This is a genomic window from Streptococcus sp. SP1 (assembly GCF_030440005.1).
Classification (GTDB): domain Bacteria; phylum Bacillota; class Bacilli; order Lactobacillales; family Streptococcaceae; genus Streptococcus; species Streptococcus parasanguinis.
In genome coordinates this window covers 127350-143492 of record NZ_JAQFJJ010000004.1, presented here as the reverse complement: position 1 = coordinate 143492, position 16143 = coordinate 127350, and the positions used below count along the sequence as shown (strand labels likewise).

General features: G+C 43.0%; 17 protein-coding genes. 15 read left to right on the top strand and 2 right to left on the bottom strand.

Annotation, left to right across the window (positions count from 1 at the left end; genetic code table 11):
* Window positions 1–5: 5 nt before the first annotated feature.
* The 14 genes from PCY07_RS03550 (at window position 6) to metG (ending at window position 13187) form a co-directional block, all read left to right on the top strand.
* Window positions 6–1460, top strand: coding sequence for a glycoside hydrolase family 32 protein (locus tag PCY07_RS03550; RefSeq protein ID WP_301355129.1), 1455 nt, complete (start codon window positions 6–8; stop codon window positions 1458–1460).
* A 74-nt stretch (window positions 1461–1534) separates the two neighbouring features.
* Window positions 1535–1732, top strand: coding sequence for a hypothetical protein (locus tag PCY07_RS03545; protein ID WP_014712992.1), 198 nt, complete (start codon window positions 1535–1537; stop codon window positions 1730–1732).
* A gap of 152 nt (window positions 1733–1884) precedes the next feature.
* Window positions 1885–3225: an exodeoxyribonuclease VII large subunit gene (xseA, locus tag PCY07_RS03540; RefSeq protein WP_301355132.1), complete on the top strand. Its 1341-nt coding sequence runs from the start codon at window positions 1885–1887 to the stop codon at window positions 3223–3225.
* Complete coding sequence (locus PCY07_RS03535; RefSeq protein ID WP_003006013.1) at window positions 3203–3415, top strand: exodeoxyribonuclease VII small subunit; 213 nt, start codon at window positions 3203–3205, stop codon at window positions 3413–3415. The genes xseA and PCY07_RS03535 overlap by 23 nt, the downstream gene beginning before the upstream one ends.
* Window positions 3412–4287: a polyprenyl synthetase family protein gene (locus tag PCY07_RS03530; RefSeq protein WP_049487495.1), complete on the top strand. Its 876-nt coding sequence runs from the start codon at window positions 3412–3414 to the stop codon at window positions 4285–4287. Before PCY07_RS03535 ends, PCY07_RS03530 begins: the two co-directional genes overlap by 4 nt.
* Window positions 4280–5098, top strand: coding sequence for a TlyA family RNA methyltransferase (locus PCY07_RS03525; RefSeq protein WP_049503544.1), 819 nt, complete (start codon window positions 4280–4282; stop codon window positions 5096–5098). Before PCY07_RS03530 ends, PCY07_RS03525 begins: the two co-directional genes overlap by 8 nt.
* A complete protein-coding gene (locus PCY07_RS03520; protein ID WP_003012247.1) occupies window positions 5088–5522 on the top strand; it encodes an arginine repressor in 435 nt (144 codons plus the stop codon). Before PCY07_RS03525 ends, PCY07_RS03520 begins: the two co-directional genes overlap by 11 nt.
* A gap of 6 nt (window positions 5523–5528) precedes the next feature.
* Window positions 5529–7187, top strand: a complete 1659-nt coding sequence (gene recN / locus PCY07_RS03515; RefSeq protein WP_301355138.1) for a DNA repair protein RecN — start codon at window positions 5529–5531, stop codon at window positions 7185–7187.
* A gap of 20 nt (window positions 7188–7207) precedes the next feature.
* Window positions 7208–7936, top strand: coding sequence for a metallophosphoesterase (locus PCY07_RS03510; RefSeq protein ID WP_301355140.1), 729 nt, complete (start codon window positions 7208–7210; stop codon window positions 7934–7936).
* An 88-nt stretch (window positions 7937–8024) separates the two neighbouring features.
* A complete protein-coding gene (locus PCY07_RS03505; RefSeq protein WP_301355142.1) occupies window positions 8025–8858 on the top strand; it encodes a DegV family protein in 834 nt (277 codons plus the stop codon).
* A gap of 111 nt (window positions 8859–8969) precedes the next feature.
* A complete protein-coding gene (locus PCY07_RS03500; protein ID WP_003017594.1) occupies window positions 8970–9245 on the top strand; it encodes an HU family DNA-binding protein in 276 nt (91 codons plus the stop codon).
* Window positions 9246–9749: 504 nt separating this feature from the next.
* Entirely contained in the window at window positions 9750–10196 is a 447-nt protein-coding gene (locus PCY07_RS03495) for a Fur family transcriptional regulator (protein WP_301355145.1), read from the top strand.
* A gap of 146 nt (window positions 10197–10342) precedes the next feature.
* Window positions 10343–11035, top strand: coding sequence for a phosphoglycerate mutase (locus PCY07_RS03490; protein ID WP_003012031.1), 693 nt, complete (start codon window positions 10343–10345; stop codon window positions 11033–11035).
* A gap of 160 nt (window positions 11036–11195) precedes the next feature.
* On the top strand, window positions 11196–13187 hold the full coding sequence (gene metG / locus PCY07_RS03485) for a methionine--tRNA ligase (protein WP_301355148.1): 1992 nt from the start codon (window positions 11196–11198) through the stop codon (window positions 13185–13187).
* A gap of 655 nt (window positions 13188–13842) precedes the next feature.
* Here metG and PCY07_RS03480 read toward each other — a convergent pair.
* Both PCY07_RS03480 and PCY07_RS03475 read right to left on the bottom strand, forming a co-directional pair.
* A complete protein-coding gene (locus PCY07_RS03480; RefSeq protein ID WP_003006064.1) occupies window positions 13843–14049 on the bottom strand; it encodes a helix-turn-helix transcriptional regulator in 207 nt (68 codons plus the stop codon).
* Window positions 14050–14059: 10 nt separating this feature from the next.
* Window positions 14060–14581, bottom strand: a complete 522-nt coding sequence (locus PCY07_RS03475; RefSeq protein WP_003006066.1) for a DUF2975 domain-containing protein — start codon at window positions 14579–14581, stop codon at window positions 14060–14062.
* Window positions 14582–14812: 231 nt separating this feature from the next.
* Between PCY07_RS03475 and PCY07_RS03470 the strand changes: the two genes are divergently transcribed.
* Entirely contained in the window at window positions 14813–16108 is a 1296-nt protein-coding gene (locus PCY07_RS03470) for an ABC transporter substrate-binding protein (RefSeq protein WP_070659967.1), read from the top strand.
* Window positions 16109–16143: the final 35 nt, after the last annotated feature.

The window sequence follows — 16143 nt, the reverse complement described above, 5'->3', positions numbered from 1 at the left end:
TCAGTATGAAGGAAAGCATTCGGAAAGCAAATCAGTATATCGATGAAAACAGGGAGAAGGTTGACCAGCAATATCGAGGGGCATTTCATTTGCTACCTCCAATCGGCTGGATGAACGATCCAAATGGCTTTGTTTATTTCCGTGGGGAATACCATTTGTTTTACCAATTCTATCCCTATGATAGTGTTTGGGGGCCCATGCATTGGGGGCATGCCAAATCAAAAGATCTTCTCCATTGGGAAGAACTGCCAGTAGCATTAGCGCCAAGTGAAAGCTATGATAAGGATGGTTGTTTCTCGGGTAGTGCTATTGTGAAAGATGACAAGCTCTATTTGCTTTATACTGGTCATGTAGATGATGAGCAAAAGCGGGAAGAGACTCAGTGTCTTGCGGTGTCAACAGATGGAATTACCTTTGAAAAATTGCCTACTAATCCAGTGATCCATGCTCAACATATTGAGGGGATCGCAGATATTGCAGATTTTCGTGATCCTAAAGTATTTGAATATCAAGGAAACTATTATGCTGTCGTTGCTTCTAAGACACCGGATGACAGAGGTCAAATTCTCCTATTTGCATCAAGTAATCTAGTAGATTGGACCTTTACATCGGTTCTTTTAGAAGGTGAAGAAGGGCAAGGAATTATGTGGGAGTGTCCTGATTTCTTCCCTTTAGATGGCAAATGGGTCTTAATCTTGTCTCCTATTGAAATGGAAAGGCAGCAAGAAAAATACTGGAATTTAAATTCGACGGTTGCCTTTATCGGTGACATGAATTGGGAAACAGGGCGCTTTCATGTCGATTCCTATGATGAATTGGATGGTGGTTTGGATTTCTATGCTCCTCAAACTTGTCAAGGACCAAATGGCGAACGTTACATGGTTGCCTGGATGCAAATGTGGCACCGGTCTATCCCCAGTCATGATTTAGCTCATGGGTGGGCAGGTAGTATGACTCTTCCAAGAAAAATGTCCTTGAAAGACGGACGATTGGTTCAAGAGTTACCTGAGTCAGTGAAAGAACACTTTCTTGTAGAACATGCGTCAGAAACCATTGTTCAGGGCAATCAGATCACGATTCCAGCGAGAGGGAAACAAACCTTGTTTGAGCTAGATGCCAAACCGGGTTGCTCCTTTATCCTTGAATATGGTGATGAAGCTGATCCTGATAGTGTCTTGAAATTGGTTTACGACGCCTCTCAAAAACGCTTTAGCTTAAGTCGAGACCAATTTGGACACCTCATTACTGGAAAAGAAAAACCCACATTTCAATCGAGATGGATTCAGTTGGATGCTGAAAAGGATCATCATTTTTCGATCATTCGCGATACCAACTCAATCGAAGTATTCGTGGATGGTAAAACTCTTTCGATGACCTTTTATGAAACGACTGAGAATCCCGTCTATACTCTCACGGCAGATGAAGGGGTTGATTTGGTCGTAAAAATCTATCAAAAATAGGAAAGTAATAGCCTCCTAAAGAATAAAAGACAAGTCCTGTGACTTGTCTTTTTGTTGTATCCTAAATAGGATTTGTGTTCATCGAAGAAAATTTGGGAATTGGTCTCATGACGGATCTGACTCTCTTTCCAGAATATCCAAATGTTGTCAAAATTCCGCTGGTTGAAGAGGAAAAAACAGTCTTCTATATTAGCTATGCTTACCCAAATGAAGGGGAACCCCAAGCGCTTCTTAGCTCCTTTATTGAACGGTTAGAGAAGTGTGAAAAATAGGGAAGCTGGTGTCAAACAGACAAGTAGAGAGCAACTTGAATAAAATGAGGCTTGTAGAGAAAGGAAATTCATGATTTCGCTTTGTCTGCCAGCCTTTTTTGGTGTTTTTTGGTATAATTAAACTTGATCATATTCTGCAGAAAGGAGTTCCTATGTCCAACTATTTATCCGTATCAAGTTTGACCAAATATTTGAAATTAAAATTTGATAAGGATCCCTATTTGGAAAGGGTTTATCTGACAGGGCAGGTCTCCAATTTCCGAAAACGTCCCAACCACCAGTATTTTTCATTAAAGGATGAAAAAGCGGTTATTCAGGCGACGGTCTGGGCTGGGGTTTATCGAAGCTTTGGTTTTGAGCTAGAAGAAGGCATGAAGATAAATGTCATCGGTCGCATTCAGCTCTATGAGCCAAGTGGGAGTTATTCCATTGTCATTGAAAAGGCTGAGCCAGATGGGGTAGGGGCCTTGGCCATCCAATTTGAGCAACTCAAGAAAAAGTTGACCGAAGAAGGTCTCTTTCAGGATCAGTGGAAGCAAGCTCTGCCACAATTTCCAAGAAAGATCGGGGTCATCACCAGTCAAAGTGGGGCCGTGATCCGCGATATTATCACAACGGTGAGCCGACGCTTCCCTGGTGTAAAGATTGTGCTCTACCCGACCAAGGTTCAGGGGGAAGGCGCATCTAGTGAGGTGGTTGCTAATATTCAAAGGGCTAACCAACGGGATGATTTGGATGTCTTGATTATCGGTCGTGGGGGTGGTTCGATTGAAGACCTCTGGGCCTTTAATGAAGAAGCAGTGGTGCGAGCCATTTTTGAATCGCGGCTTCCGATTATCTCCAGTGTTGGACATGAGACAGATACGACTCTAGCCGATTTTGTAGCAGACCGACGAGCCGCTACTCCGACAGCCGCTGCTGAATTGGCCACTCCAGTAACGAAGTTGGATCTCTTGTCCCATTTACAAAAGCAGGAAAATCGCATGGCAACAGCTATGTCCAATCGCTTGGCCTATAATCGTGAACGCTTGGCCAAATTAAGCCAATCGGTTATTTTTAGACAGCCTGAAAGACTCTATGATGGCTACCTGCAAAAGATTGACCAGTTGCAATTGCGATTGAAACAAGGAATGCGTGATGCTTATGGACAAGGGGCCAATCAACTGCAAGGTTTGCGTCATCGCTTAGAGGCCATGTCTCCTTTGCATCGCATCGAGCGATACCAGGACCGCCTGCTACAAGATAAGAGAATCTTAACCAACCGAATGGAACAAGTTTTAAAAGAGCAAAAAATCAAGGTGCAAGGCTTATCAGAAGCCCTCTTGATGCTCGATACGAGTCGGATTATTGCGCGTGGCTATGCCATGGTCAAGGAAGGAGATCAGGTTCTAGATTCGGTTGCGAAAGTAACAGAAGGGGACCCGCTATCACTCATCATGAGAGATGGCCAGTTAGAAGTAGAGGTAAAACATGTCGAAAGAAAAGAAATTTGAAGAAAATTTAGCAGATTTGGAAGCCATCGTCCAAAAATTGGAGAGTGGAGATGTGGCTCTTGAAGAAGCCATTACAGAATTCCAAAAAGGAATGAAGTTGTCAAAAGAATTGCAAGATACCTTGGATCAAGCAGAGAAAACCTTGGTCAAGGTCATGCAAGCAGATGGTACTGAAGCGGATCTAGCATGAGACAAGAAGAAAAACGAAATAGAGTAGAGCAAGCGGTTCGCTCTTTTTATGAGGAGAAAGCCGTTGCCCCCCATTTAGTGGAGTCGGTCCTTTATTCGATCCAGGCAGGTGGAAAACGCCTGCGCCCCTTGCTCCTTCTAGAATTGTTAGAGGCCTTTGGACAGGAATTGACAGAGGCTCATTTTCAAGTGGCAGGGGCTTTGGAGATGATCCACACAGGAAGCCTTATTCACGATGATCTGCCAGCCATGGACAATGACGATTACCGTCGGGGGCAATTGACCAATCACAAGAAATTCGGAGAAGACCTGGCGATTTTAGCAGGGGATGCGCTTTTTCTCGATCCCTTTGGAATGATAGCTGCAAGTGCCCTTCCTGATGAGGTCAAGGTCTCTTTGATCCTTGAATTGTCGGATGCTTCCGGTAGTCGTGGAATGGTAGCTGGCCAAGTCCTTGATATGGAAGGGGAGCACAAACAGCTCACACTAGCAGAGTTGCAGACCATCCATGCCAATAAGACAGGACGCCTCCTTGCCTATCCTTTCATCGCAGCTGGTTTGATTTTAGAGTTGCAAGCAGACATTGCTCAGCTCTTAGAAAAAATCGGGAAAAAATTAGGCCTGGCTTTTCAAGTGCGGGATGATATTTTGGATTTGGTAGCTGATTTTGAAGCTTTGGGTAAGACTCCTCAAAAGGACTTAGTAGCTGAAAAATCGACCTATCCAGCCCTGTTGGGATTGGAAGAATCAAAAGCTTTGCTGACAAGCGAATTAGACGCTTGCGAGGACTTGTTGGATCAGATTACAGCTGCTTGCAACTTTGATCCGCGAGCGATCAAGAAATTAATAGAAGGATTACGAATAGATGGCTAAGGAAAGAGTGGATGTATTAGCCTATAAACAAGGCCTATTTGATACCCGCGAACAAGCCAAAAGAGGGGTGATGGCAGGTCTTGTCGTTGCCGTTATCAATGGTGAGCGCTTCGATAAACCGGGTGAAAAAATTGATGAAGCAACCGAGTTGAAATTAAAGGGTGAAAAGCTCAAATATGTCAGCCGGGGCGGTCTTAAATTAGAAAAAGCACTGAACCAATTTGGTTTATCTGTAGAGGGTAAAATTACGATTGATATTGGAGCTTCTACAGGTGGCTTTACAGATGTCATGCTGCAAAACGGAGCCAGCCAGGTCTTTTCGGTGGATGTCGGGACCAATCAGTTGGCCTGGAAATTGCGCAATGATCCTCGGGTGGTCTCGATGGAGCAGTTCAATTTCCGCTATGCCGAGCCAGATGATTTTGAAGCGACACCGAGCTTTGCGAGTATCGATGTCAGCTTTATTTCCTTGGACTTGATTCTGCCAGCCCTTCACCGGATTTTGGCAGAAAATGGACAAGTCGTGGCCTTGGTGAAACCTCAGTTTGAGGCAGGACGCGAGCAGATCGGGAAAAATGGGATCATTAAGGATCCTAAGATTCATTTAGCCGTTCTTGAAAAGGTCGCTGCTTTTGCAGGGACACATGGCTTTGCGGTAATGGGAGTAGATTATTCCCCTATCCAAGGAGGCCATGGCAACATCGAATTTTTGATGTATCTAGAAAAAAAAGAAGAGAAAACAAAGCCAACTACAGAGCAGCTGGAGGCTGTTGTGGAGCTGGCACACAAGGAATTTAAACATGAAGAGTAAGAATATTAGATTAGAAAAAATTCGCCGCTTCATTCGCGATCATGAAGTGGGGACGCAAGAAGAGATCGTCGAACATTTGAAAGAAGAAGGCATCTCAGCAACCCAAGCGACGGTGTCACGGGATATCAAAGAATTGGGCATCGTAAAACGCCCTCTAAAAGACATGACCTATGTCTATGAATTGCCACGTAAGCACCACCAAGGGATCGGGATGATCGAAAGCAATATCTTGTCTCATCGTCGGATGGGAGAATATGTCAATTTCACCATGGTTCCAGGTACGGCTCCTTTAGTCAAACGTCGCTTGCGAGAGATTTATAAGGATCATATCTTTAGTATTGTTGCAGATGATGATACAATCTTGCTGATCGCCTATTCAGCTCCAGAAGCAGAGAATATCCTCAAATCAATCTTTGGGTGGTAAGAGCCTATGCTATTAGAAATTTCGATTAAGAACTTTGCCATTATCGAAGAGATTTCCTTAAATTTTGAAAAGGGAATGACGGTACTGACAGGGGAAACGGGTGCTGGTAAATCCATCATCATCGATGCCATGAACATGATGCTGGGAAGTCGTGCAACGACCGATGTCATTCGACACGGAGCCCCAAAAGCAGAAATCGAAGGTCTCTTCACCGTTGAGAACAATCGCCACTTGACGGCTCTCTTTGAAGAACAAGGACTAGAGTGGACCTATGAATTGATCATTCGCCGAGAGATCCTGCAAAATGGACGAAGTGTCAGCCGGATCAATGGTCAGATGGTGAATTTATCGGTCTTAAAGGCAGTCGGCCAACATTTGGTGGACATTCATGGCCAGCATGATCAGGAAGAACTTATGCGGCCCCAACTGCATATCGCTATGCTGGATGAATTTGGAGATGCAGCCTTTTTCCAAACCAAAGACGCGTATCGTCAAACCTTTGAAGACTACAAACGCCTGCGCAAACAAGTAGTGGAACTCCAGCGCAACCAGCAGGAAAATAAGGCCCGTATTGAGATGTTGGAGTTTCAAATTGCAGAGATTGAGGCAGCTGCCTTGGAAGTGGATGAGGACGTGCGTCTGGAGCAAGAACGCCAACGTCTGCTCAATCACAAGATGATTGCTGATACCCTAACCAATGCCTATACCATGCTGGATGCAGAAGAGTTTTCGAGCCTCTCCAATGTTCGCTCAGCCATGAATGATCTGGAGAGCATCGAGGAATATGATCCCAGCTACAAAGAGCTCTCAAGCCAGTTATCTGAAACCTTCTATGCCCTCGAGGACATTACCAAGCGCTTAGAAGATGTGGTCGATGGTCTGGAGTTTGATGGTAATCGCCTCATGCAGGTGGAATCGCGTTTGGATTTGATCCACTCCATCACGCGCAAGTATGGTGGCCAAGTCAAGGACGTCTTGGAGTACCTGGCACAAATCACCAAAGAATATAACCTCCTCACCGGAAGTGACCTCTCGTCTGAGGACTTGGAAAAAGAACTCAAACGTTTGGAAAAGAGTTTGGTCACCTTGGCTCAAGATTTGAGTGATCAGCGGCATGCCCTGGCCCAAGCTTTGGAAAATGAAATCCAGCAAGAATTGGCAGATCTCTACATGGATAAGGCGCGTTTCCAAGTACGTTTTAGCAAGGCTAAGTTTAATCGTGAGGGAAATGAAGCTGTCGAATTTTATATTTCGACCAACCCAGGTGAGGACTTTAAACCCCTTGTCAAGGTAGCATCCGGCGGAGAATTGTCACGCTTGATGTTGGCCATTAAGTCGGCTTTTTCTCGAAAAGAAGGAAAAACCAGTATTGTCTTTGACGAGGTAGATACAGGAGTCTCTGGGCGCGTGGCTCAAGCCATCGCAGCGAAAATTCATAAGATTGGTCAAAATGGCCAAGTGCTTGCCATTTCTCACCTGCCTCAAGTCATCGCTGCAGCAGATTATCAATTCTATATTGAGAAAATCAGTGATGAACACTCAACCGTATCCACAGTACGTTTGCTCAATAGAGAAGAACGAATCGAAGAAATTGCCAAGATGCTCGCAGGAGAGGATCTAACGGAGGCTGCCCGTCAACAAGCAGAGCAACTTCTCAAGCGTTAAGAGAAAGAAGGTTTGAAACAATGTCAACATACTTTGTAGTCGGAGATATTCACGGGAAAGCACAAATGCTAGAAGAGCTCATGACAGAGTGGGATGGAAAAGCTCAATTGGTCTTTTTAGGGGATTTGATGGATCGAGGCGAAAACAGCAAACGATCGATTGAAATCGTAAAAGACTACGTAGACCATCACGGAGCTGTTTGCCTTTCCGGGAATCACGAGTACATGTTTTTAGCTTGGTTGGACAATCCAGAAGAGCGTTATGACCACTACCGAAGAAATGGTGGCGATACGACCATCAACTCTTTGTTAGGACGGCCACTCGATGCTCCTGTAGATGGCATTGCGGATGCGCAAGCAGTAGAAAATGCCGTTCCTGACTTGGTGGCCTTCATCCGTAGTTTGCCTTTTGACTACGAGACAGAGACCTATTATTTTGTCCATGCTGGTGTGGATCTAACCCTTGAAAATTGGCGGGAAACCAGTGATTACCAAAAGGTCTGGATCCGAAAACCATTCCATGAAGCGAAGAATCATACAGGCAAATGGATCGTCTTTGGCCATACACCGATTTATGGACTGCTCAATGAGCCGGTCGGTACCGAAAATCTTTGGATTTCAGATCAGAAAATGGGCGTTGATGGAGGCGCTGTCTATGGTGGAGTTCTCCATGGGCTACTCTTGGATAATCAAGGTATCGTCCATGACTATGTCCTTCACAATACAGGTTTTTCTGCCGCAGACGACTGAGGAAGCAGGAATGGATATCTTTCACTGCAAAACCCCGTGTTTTTTGATATAATAAAAGCAGAACATTCTAGGAAGAGTATAGGAATATATGGCAAATATTAAAATAGTTACAGACTCATCTATTACAATTGAGCCTGAAGTGGTTGAAGAATATGGCATTACCATTGTGCCACTTTCTGTTATGGTGGATGGAGTTCTTTATTCTGACAGTGAGTTGGGTGAAGGGGACTTCTTGCGCTTAATGCAATCTAGCAAAAATCTTCCAAAGACCAGCCAACCACCTGTTGGAGTCTTTGCGGAGATTTATGAAGACTTAGCACTGGATGGATCTCATATCGTTTCGATTCACATGTCCCATGCCTTGTCAGGAACCGTAGAGGCAGCTCGCCAAGGGGCAACCTTATCAGGAGCAGATGTGACCGTGATTGATAGTGGCTTTACAGACCAAGCCATGAAGTTTCAAGTGGTTGAGGCAGCTAAGTTGGCTAAAGAAGGAGCAGATCTAGACACCATTTTAGCTCGTATCGAAGAAGTCAAAGAAAAAACTGAATTGTACATTGGCGTATCTACCTTGGAAAATCTAGTTAAAGGTGGTCGGATTGGTCGTGTTACCGGACTTTTGAGCTCGCTTCTTAACATCCGTGTGGTGATGGAAATGAAGGACCATCAATTAGAACCAATCGTCAAGGGACGTGGAAACAAGACCTTTAAGAAATGGTTGGATGAATTGGTAGAGAAACTATCCCACAGCAAGGTGGCTGAGATCGGGATTTCTTATGCAGGAACACCGGAGTGGGCCAATGAAATGAAGGCTCAGTTGCAATCACTCGTTGAAAAAGCAATCCCTGTTTTAGAAACCGGCTCAATTATTCAAACCCATACAGGGGAGAATGCATTTGCGGTTTTGGTACGCTACCAATAAGCTCTAATAAAAGTTCGAAAAAACAGGTTTAGTACTTGACCTAAAGGTTTTTTTTAGATATGATAATACTGTTAAGGCATGAAGCCTAAAAAATATTGGAGGATTTGTTAAATGGCTAACAAACAAGATTTGATCGCAAAAGTGGCAGAAGCTACAGAATTGACTAAGAAAGATTCAGCAGCAGCAGTTGACGCTGTATTTGCCGCAGTTTCAGAGTACCTTTCAAAAGGTGAAAAAGTTCAATTGATCGGTTTTGGTAACTTCGAAGTTCGTGAACGTGCAGCTCGTAAAGGTCGCAACCCACAAACTGGTAAAGAAATTGAAATCGCAGCTTCTAAAGTTCCAGCGTTCAAAGCTGGTAAAGCTCTTAAAGAAGCAGTTAAATAATTGCATTTTGAAAAGCCATCCTAGATTTCTAGGGTGGTTTTTTTGTTGGACAGCTCTATAGGATAAGGATATAATAGGAAAAAAAAAGAGAGAGAAAAGACCATGCGATTCATTTTAGGACTCTTTGCCTTGTTGTTTATCCGACCTATTTTGTATCTACTGAAAGGGCTGTGGTTTGTACTGGAATTTTGCTTTATGATCCTCGTGGTTAAGATGATCCTAGGAACCGTACGCTGGATGACCAGTTGGATCGGCTGAGAGTAGATGAATCTATTTCAAGCTCGTGAATCAATGTCCACTGGACATAAACTCGCTTTTCCATTTTCAGGCTCGTGAATCAATGTCCGCTGGACATGAACTTGCTTCTCCGTTTTCAGGCTCGTGAAAAAAATGTCCACTGGACATTTTTTTTAATTAAAAGCATTCTAAATAGTGATTTATTTTGAAACATGCTATAATAGGGGTAACGAATCGATTAAATCATATTGGAAAGGGGGAAACATAGTGAACGCATTGCGTCGTCATGAAAAAGAGCGCGTGGAAGAAGTCTTGCAAAATTTGCGTGCCAAGGGTATTCGGATTACTGATACCCGCAGAGCAGTTCTTTCCTATTTAGTGGCGAGTCATGAACATCCAAGCGCTGAGAAGATCTATCGCGATTTATTGCCTCAGTTTCCAAGCATGAGTTTAGCAACTGTCTACAACAATATCAAGGTTTTGATTGATGAGGGTGTCGTTTCTGAGATTAAGGTTCGCAATGATACCACGACCTATTTTGATTTCATGGGGCATGACCATTTGAATGTGGTGTGTGAAAAATGTGGCCGTATCGCAGATGTGGACATTGAAGTTCCAGATCTTCGCGAAGAAGCAGCCAGTCAAAGTGGCTACCAGATCACCAAGACCCAGATGACCGTCTATGGCATTTGCCCTGACTGTCAAAAACAATGATAAAGACATTCCATTAGAGCCGTCAGGCTCTTTTTTGTGAGAAATTGCACTTTTCTATGGTCGCCACTAGATTTTTTACTGAAAATCTAGTAGAATAAAATAGATAAACGGGGGAAACCTCGGAGAATAAAAAGGAGATCCATCTAATGGTAAAATTGGTTTTTGCTCGCCACGGTGAGTCTGAATGGAACAAAGCTAACCTTTTCACTGGTTGGGCTGATGTTGATTTGTCTGAAAAAGGTACACAACAAGCGATCGACGCTGGTAAATTGATCAAAGAAGCTGGTATCGAATTTGACCAAGCTTACACTTCAGTATTGAAACGTGCGATCAAAACGACTAACTTGGCTCTTGAAGCTTCTGACCAATTGTGGGTTCCAGTTGAAAAATCATGGCGCTTGAACGAACGTCACTACGGTGGTTTGACTGGTAAAAACAAAGCAGAAGCTGCTGAACAATTTGGTGATGAACAAGTTCACATCTGGCGTCGTTCTTACGATGTATTGCCTCCTGCAATGGACCGTGATGATGAACACTCAGCACACACTGACCGTCGTTACGCTTCACTTGACGATTCAGTGATTCCAGATGCTGAAAACTTGAAAGTTACTTTGGAACGTGCCCTTCCATTCTGGGAAGATAAAATCGCTCCAGCTCTTAAAGACGGTAAAAACGTATTTGTAGGAGCACACGGTAACTCAATCCGTGCCCTTGTAAAACACATCAAACAATTGTCAGACGACGAAATCATGGATGTGGAAATCCCTAACTTCCCACCATTGGTATTCGAATTTGACGAAAAATTGAACGTTGTAAAAGAATACTATCTTGGAAAGTAAGAAAGCAGGATTCGTTATCAATCATAGAAAGCTGACTTCGGTCAGCTTTTTTGCTTGTCTTCCTTAGATCCTAGCTGGTTTTGGGTTTTCAGGGTCTCCTAAAAATGTTATAATAGAGTGTTACTAAATTGGGTTCCATTAGCCCTGAAAGGAAAAGAAAATGACAAAATCATTCTACATCACAACCCCTATCTATTACCCATCTGGTAAATTGCATATTGGTTCAGCTTATACAACGATTGCCTGTGACGTCTTGGCGCGTTACAAACGCATGATGAACTACGATGTTTTCTACCTGACTGGTCTTGATGAGCATGGTCAAAAGATCCAACAAAAAGCAGAAGAAGCTGGGATTACGCCACAAGCTTATGTAGATGGGATGGCCGTTGGAGTGAAAGAACTCTGGCAATTACTCGATATCTCATATGATAAATTCATCCGTACGACAGACGACTACCATGAAAAAGTAGTGGCTCAGGTCTTTGAACGCCTGCTGGCACAAGACGACATCTACCTGGGTGAGTACTCTGGTTGGTATTCAGTCTCTGATGAAGAGTTCTTTACAGAAAGCCAATTGGCTGAGGTATTCCGTGATGAGAATGGCAAGGTCATCGGTGGGGTAGCCCCATCAGGACACGAAGTAGAATGGGTTTCTGAAGAATCTTACTTCCTTCGCCTCAGCAAATACCAAGACCGCTTGGTTGAATTTTTTAAATCACAACCTGATTTCATTACACCAGATGGCCGTCTCAATGAAATGTTGAAAAACTTCATCGAGCCCGGTTTGGAAGATTTGGCAGTATCTCGGACTACCTTTACTTGGGGAGTTCCAGTTCCATCTAATCCAAAACACGTGGTCTATGTGTGGATTGATGCCCTTCTCAACTATGTGACAGCTCTTGGTTATGGTCAAGAAGATCATGAAAACTTTGACAAGTTCTGGAACGGAACGGTCTTCCACATGGTCGGAAAAGACATCCTTCGTTTCCACTCGATTTACTGGCCAATCCTTCTCAAGATGTTGGATATCAAATTGCCAGAACGCTTGATTGCTCATGGTTGGTTTGTCATGAAGGACGGCAAGATGTCTAAGTCTAAAGGGAATGTCATCTACCCAGAAATGTTGGTGGAACGCTTCGGCTTGGATCCACTTCGTTACTACCTCATGCGTAGCCTTCCAGTTGGTTCTGATGGGACCTTCACACCAGAAGACTATGTGGCTCGCATCAACTATGAATTGGCCAATGACCTTGGAAACCTCCTCAACCGGACGGTAGCCATGATCAATAAATACTTTGGTGGTCAAGTTCCAGCTTATGTTGAAAATGTCACAGCATTTGATGCAGATTTGGCTAAGGTGGTTGAAGAAAACATCACTGAATACCACAAGCAAATGAACGCGGTTGATTACCCACGCGCTTTGGAAGCCGTATGGAACATCATCTCTCGTACCAACAAGTACATCGATGAGACAGCTCCATGGGTTCTCGCTAAAGAAGATGGCGACAAGGAACAATTGGCAGCGGTCATGGCTCACTTGGCAGCCAGCCTCCGTGTCGTGGCTCACTTGATCCAACCATTCATGATGAACACCTCAAATGCCATCATGGAACAACTAGGCTTGGGCTTGGACTTCGATCTTGAAAACTTGACCCTAGCTGGCTTCCCTGAAAATGTTACAGTGGTTGCCAAAGGAACTCCAATCTTCCCACGTCTCGACATGGAAGAAGAAATTGCCTACATCCAATCGCAAATGACTGCTGGTAAACCACAAGAAAAAGAATGGATTCCAGAAGAAGTGGAACTCAAGTCTGAAAAAGATGAGATCAAGTTTGAAGAATTTGACAAGGTTGAAATCCGTGTAGCAGAAGTCAAAGAAGTGGAACGCGTCGAAGGATCAGACAAACTGCTTCGCTTCCGCCTAGATGCAGGAGATGGCGAAGACCGTCAAATCCTCTCAGGTATCGCTCAATTCTATCCAAATGAACAAGAATTGGTCGGCAAGAAACTCCAAATCGTGGCCAACCTCAAACCACGTAAGATGATGAAGAAATATGTCAGCCAAGGCATGATTCTTTCCGCGGAACACGGAGATCAATTAACAGTCTTAACAGTTGATCCATCTGTACCAAATGGAAGCATCATCGGCTAAACGATAGACAAAGAAAAAATCATCTAAAAAACTTTCCTTAGGTGAGTACGGACGTCAGCGAACTTCGAAGAAGTTCCATGACTTAGTTTTGGACCCTAGGTTCCAAAACTCCCGAGTGCTAGAAACACAATTGTTTCTAGCACTTTTCTCACGGCGGAAAGTTTCAGTAGATGATTGAATAATTCTAACGAATAAATTTTTTGATTTTTATAAAATTAATTTGATTTGTAAGGAAGAACAAATTGTCTACGCTCTCAAGCACTCCCGCGGGAGTGCTTTTGTTGTATTGATATGGTTCCTATCATTGAGTTTTACAAGGATGGTAGATGAGTCCTATTAGCAATGGATGTTAACGGAGACTTCCGCAGTGAGAAAAGAGAGAGTGGGACAGAAATCAGTAATTCGTTAGAATTCGATTTCGTCGTCCCACCTCCGCACAGTTGAGTAGGGCTGTAAAAGCTGATGAAATCAGCTAGTAGAGCCCACTCAACCACTGCGTCTTGCTCGACAATCCAAAAACAATTGAGAGGCTAGTACTTTTGTCCCAGCATCTCTCGGGAGATTTGAGACAGTAGGCTCAAATATTAGGTATGGAATCCCAAAGGGATTCGCTACCGTCCGTCCTCACCCAAGGAAGGTCTCAAATTATATTTTCCTATTCATCCGGCCGGTATTCTAGGATATCTCCTGGCTGGCAGTCGAGTTCTTTGCAGATGGCTTCAAGGGTGGTGAAGCGGATGGCTTTGGCCTTGCCGGTTTTGAGGATGGAGAGGTTGGCTGTGGTGATGCCGATTTTGTCGGCTAGCTCGTTGGATTTCATCTTTCGCTTGGCTAGCATGACATCTAGATTGACGATAATCATGGCAACCTCCTTAAATGGTTAGCTCATTTTCTTCAGCAATCTCAATACCTCTCTCTAAAATCTTGCCAGAGACCCAGACGATTGGAACGGCAAGGAGAAGCCCTGTGTTAAAGGTAAATTGGAAAGTGAAGGGAAGGAGATAAGCATTTCCACTGGTTTCAAGTGTGCCAGACATAAAGGACAAGACCAAGAGAATCTTCCAAGCTCGGTTGCAAAGATCAATGTTAGAGTGAGAAAAGATCTTTTCTTGGTAGAGATTTTGGAGGAAGCTGCGAATGGTGATGAGAAGGTAAATATAGATAGCGCTTGAGGCTAGTGGGAAGAGCAGCTGCCAGAGAGGTTGCGGATGTTTGGGGAAGAGTTGGATGCCATTCACATCAAAGGACAAGCGTCCAGTTTGAATGAGATCTTTAAACACTCCCATCCGTGAAAGCAGGTGGACGACCAGTGCAGCCACAGTCATAAAGCCACAGAAGTAAATGAAAGCCGTCAAGACTTCAATGACATTTTTTAAGGTTTTTGAGTTTTTCATCGCAAGCCTCCTTGAAGTTTATTTATTTTTCACTTATAGTATACTCCTTATAAAAAATTAGTCAATAAAAATATATCGAAAAACGATAAAAAAATTCTTTTTTACGATGATTTTAAAAATATTTTACAAAAAGTATATATTTTTAAATAAAAAGTATATACTTTTTAAAATTTCTGTGTTATAATGAATTCATAAAAGAAAACAATTAATTCATTCAAGGAGGCAAATCTAATGAAAAAAGGTTTGTTAGGATTAGGAGCTGCAACTCTTGCAACTCTATTATTAGTGGGATGCTCAAATGGAGAGTCTAAGGATAGCGGGAAAGAAACCATTACTTTCATCAACCATCGGACAGACTGGGAAACAAATGGAAAATGGGATGAATACATTAAACAATTTAATGAAAAAAATCCTGATATCAAAATTGAGGTCCAAACGATCACAGACTATGCGGGTCAAGTTAAAACTCGTATGAATAGTGATGATTATGGGGATATCCTAATGATTCCATCTGACATTAAACCTCAAGATTATAAGAACTTCTTTGAACCACTTGGTAAAAAAGATGAACTTTCTAAAAAATACCTTGGGATGAATGATCGCTCCTATGACGGTATCAGTTATGGTATTCCAAGTCAAATGAATGCAACAGGTTTGGTCGTAAACATGAAAGTCTTCAAAGATGCAGGTGTAAAAGAATTTCCAAAAACTCCTGAAGACTTTGTAAAAGCACTGAAAAAAGTTAAAGAGCATAATTCAGAAGTAACACCATTGTATACCAACTATGCAGCTGGATGGACATTAACCAACTGGGACTTTGTAAAAGCTGGTGCTGCAGGTGATGCGGACTTCACAAACAAATTGACGACGGACAAAGCTCCATTTGAAGATGGTAAAGTCATGAACACCATCTATAACACCTTGTATACTGTCAGCAAAGAAAAATTGATTGAAGCTGATCCGACAACTTCAGATTGGGAACAATCAAAAGTTGATCTTGCAAACGGTAAGATTGGGGTTATGGTTTTAGGTAGCTGGGCAATTCCACAGGTACAGCAAGCCAATCCTGATAATGCAAAAGATATCCAATATATGGCCTTCCCTATGACGGCTCCTGATGGCAAACAATACATGACAGTTACAGGAGATTACAACTATGGTATTAATAAGCATAGTAAACACAAAGAAGCAGCTCGTAAATTCTTGGATTGGTTGGTGAATGAATCTGACTACGCTAAGGACAATGGTGGTCTCCCAACTGTGAAAGGTGCGGATTATCCAGCATCATTGAAAGCAAGTCAAAAAGCTGGTGTTCAATTGCTTGAAGAAAATCCAGCTCCAGCAGGAAAAGAATCCTTGTTTAGTGATATCAATGATGAATCACAATTAGGTATTGGTTCTACAGATAAAGAAAAACAACGTATCATCGATGCTGCTATTGGAAACTCAAAAGAAAGCTTTGATGATATTATGAAAGACTTTAACAAACGCTGGTCAGAAGCGATTGAAAAGGTTTCACAAAAATAGGATGATCACCAGCTGGCAGAGAAAGACGAAATAAG

Excerpts from the sequence above, each read along its gene's own strand:
- PCY07_RS03480 (WP_003006064.1), bottom strand. The coding sequence starts at position 14,049 with ATGATTATCGTCAATCTAGATGTCATGCTAGCCAAGCGAAAGATGAAA.
- PCY07_RS03530 (WP_049487495.1), top strand. The coding sequence starts at position 3,412 with ATGAGACAAGAAGAAAAACGAAATAGAGTAGAGCAAGCGGTTCGCTCT.
- PCY07_RS03550 (WP_301355129.1), top strand. The coding sequence starts at position 6 with ATGAAGGAAAGCATTCGGAAAGCAAATCAGTATATCGATGAAAACAGG.
- PCY07_RS03535 (WP_003006013.1), top strand. The coding sequence starts at position 3,203 with ATGTCGAAAGAAAAGAAATTTGAAGAAAATTTAGCAGATTTGGAAGCC.
- PCY07_RS03525 (WP_049503544.1), top strand. The coding sequence starts at position 4,280 with ATGGCTAAGGAAAGAGTGGATGTATTAGCCTATAAACAAGGCCTATTT.
- PCY07_RS03500 (WP_003017594.1), top strand. The coding sequence starts at position 8,970 with ATGGCTAACAAACAAGATTTGATCGCAAAAGTGGCAGAAGCTACAGAA.
- PCY07_RS03510 (WP_301355140.1), top strand. The coding sequence starts at position 7,208 with ATGTCAACATACTTTGTAGTCGGAGATATTCACGGGAAAGCACAAATG.
- xseA (WP_301355132.1), top strand. The coding sequence starts at position 1,885 with ATGTCCAACTATTTATCCGTATCAAGTTTGACCAAATATTTGAAATTA.
- metG (WP_301355148.1), top strand. The coding sequence starts at position 11,196 with ATGACAAAATCATTCTACATCACAACCCCTATCTATTACCCATCTGGT.
- PCY07_RS03490 (WP_003012031.1), top strand. The coding sequence starts at position 10,343 with ATGGTAAAATTGGTTTTTGCTCGCCACGGTGAGTCTGAATGGAACAAA.
- PCY07_RS03470 (WP_070659967.1), top strand. The coding sequence starts at position 14,813 with ATGAAAAAAGGTTTGTTAGGATTAGGAGCTGCAACTCTTGCAACTCTA.
- PCY07_RS03505 (WP_301355142.1), top strand. The coding sequence starts at position 8,025 with ATGGCAAATATTAAAATAGTTACAGACTCATCTATTACAATTGAGCCT.
- recN (WP_301355138.1), top strand. The coding sequence starts at position 5,529 with ATGCTATTAGAAATTTCGATTAAGAACTTTGCCATTATCGAAGAGATT.
- PCY07_RS03475 (WP_003006066.1), bottom strand. The coding sequence starts at position 14,581 with ATGAAAAACTCAAAAACCTTAAAAAATGTCATTGAAGTCTTGACGGCT.
- PCY07_RS03520 (WP_003012247.1), top strand. The coding sequence starts at position 5,088 with ATGAAGAGTAAGAATATTAGATTAGAAAAAATTCGCCGCTTCATTCGC.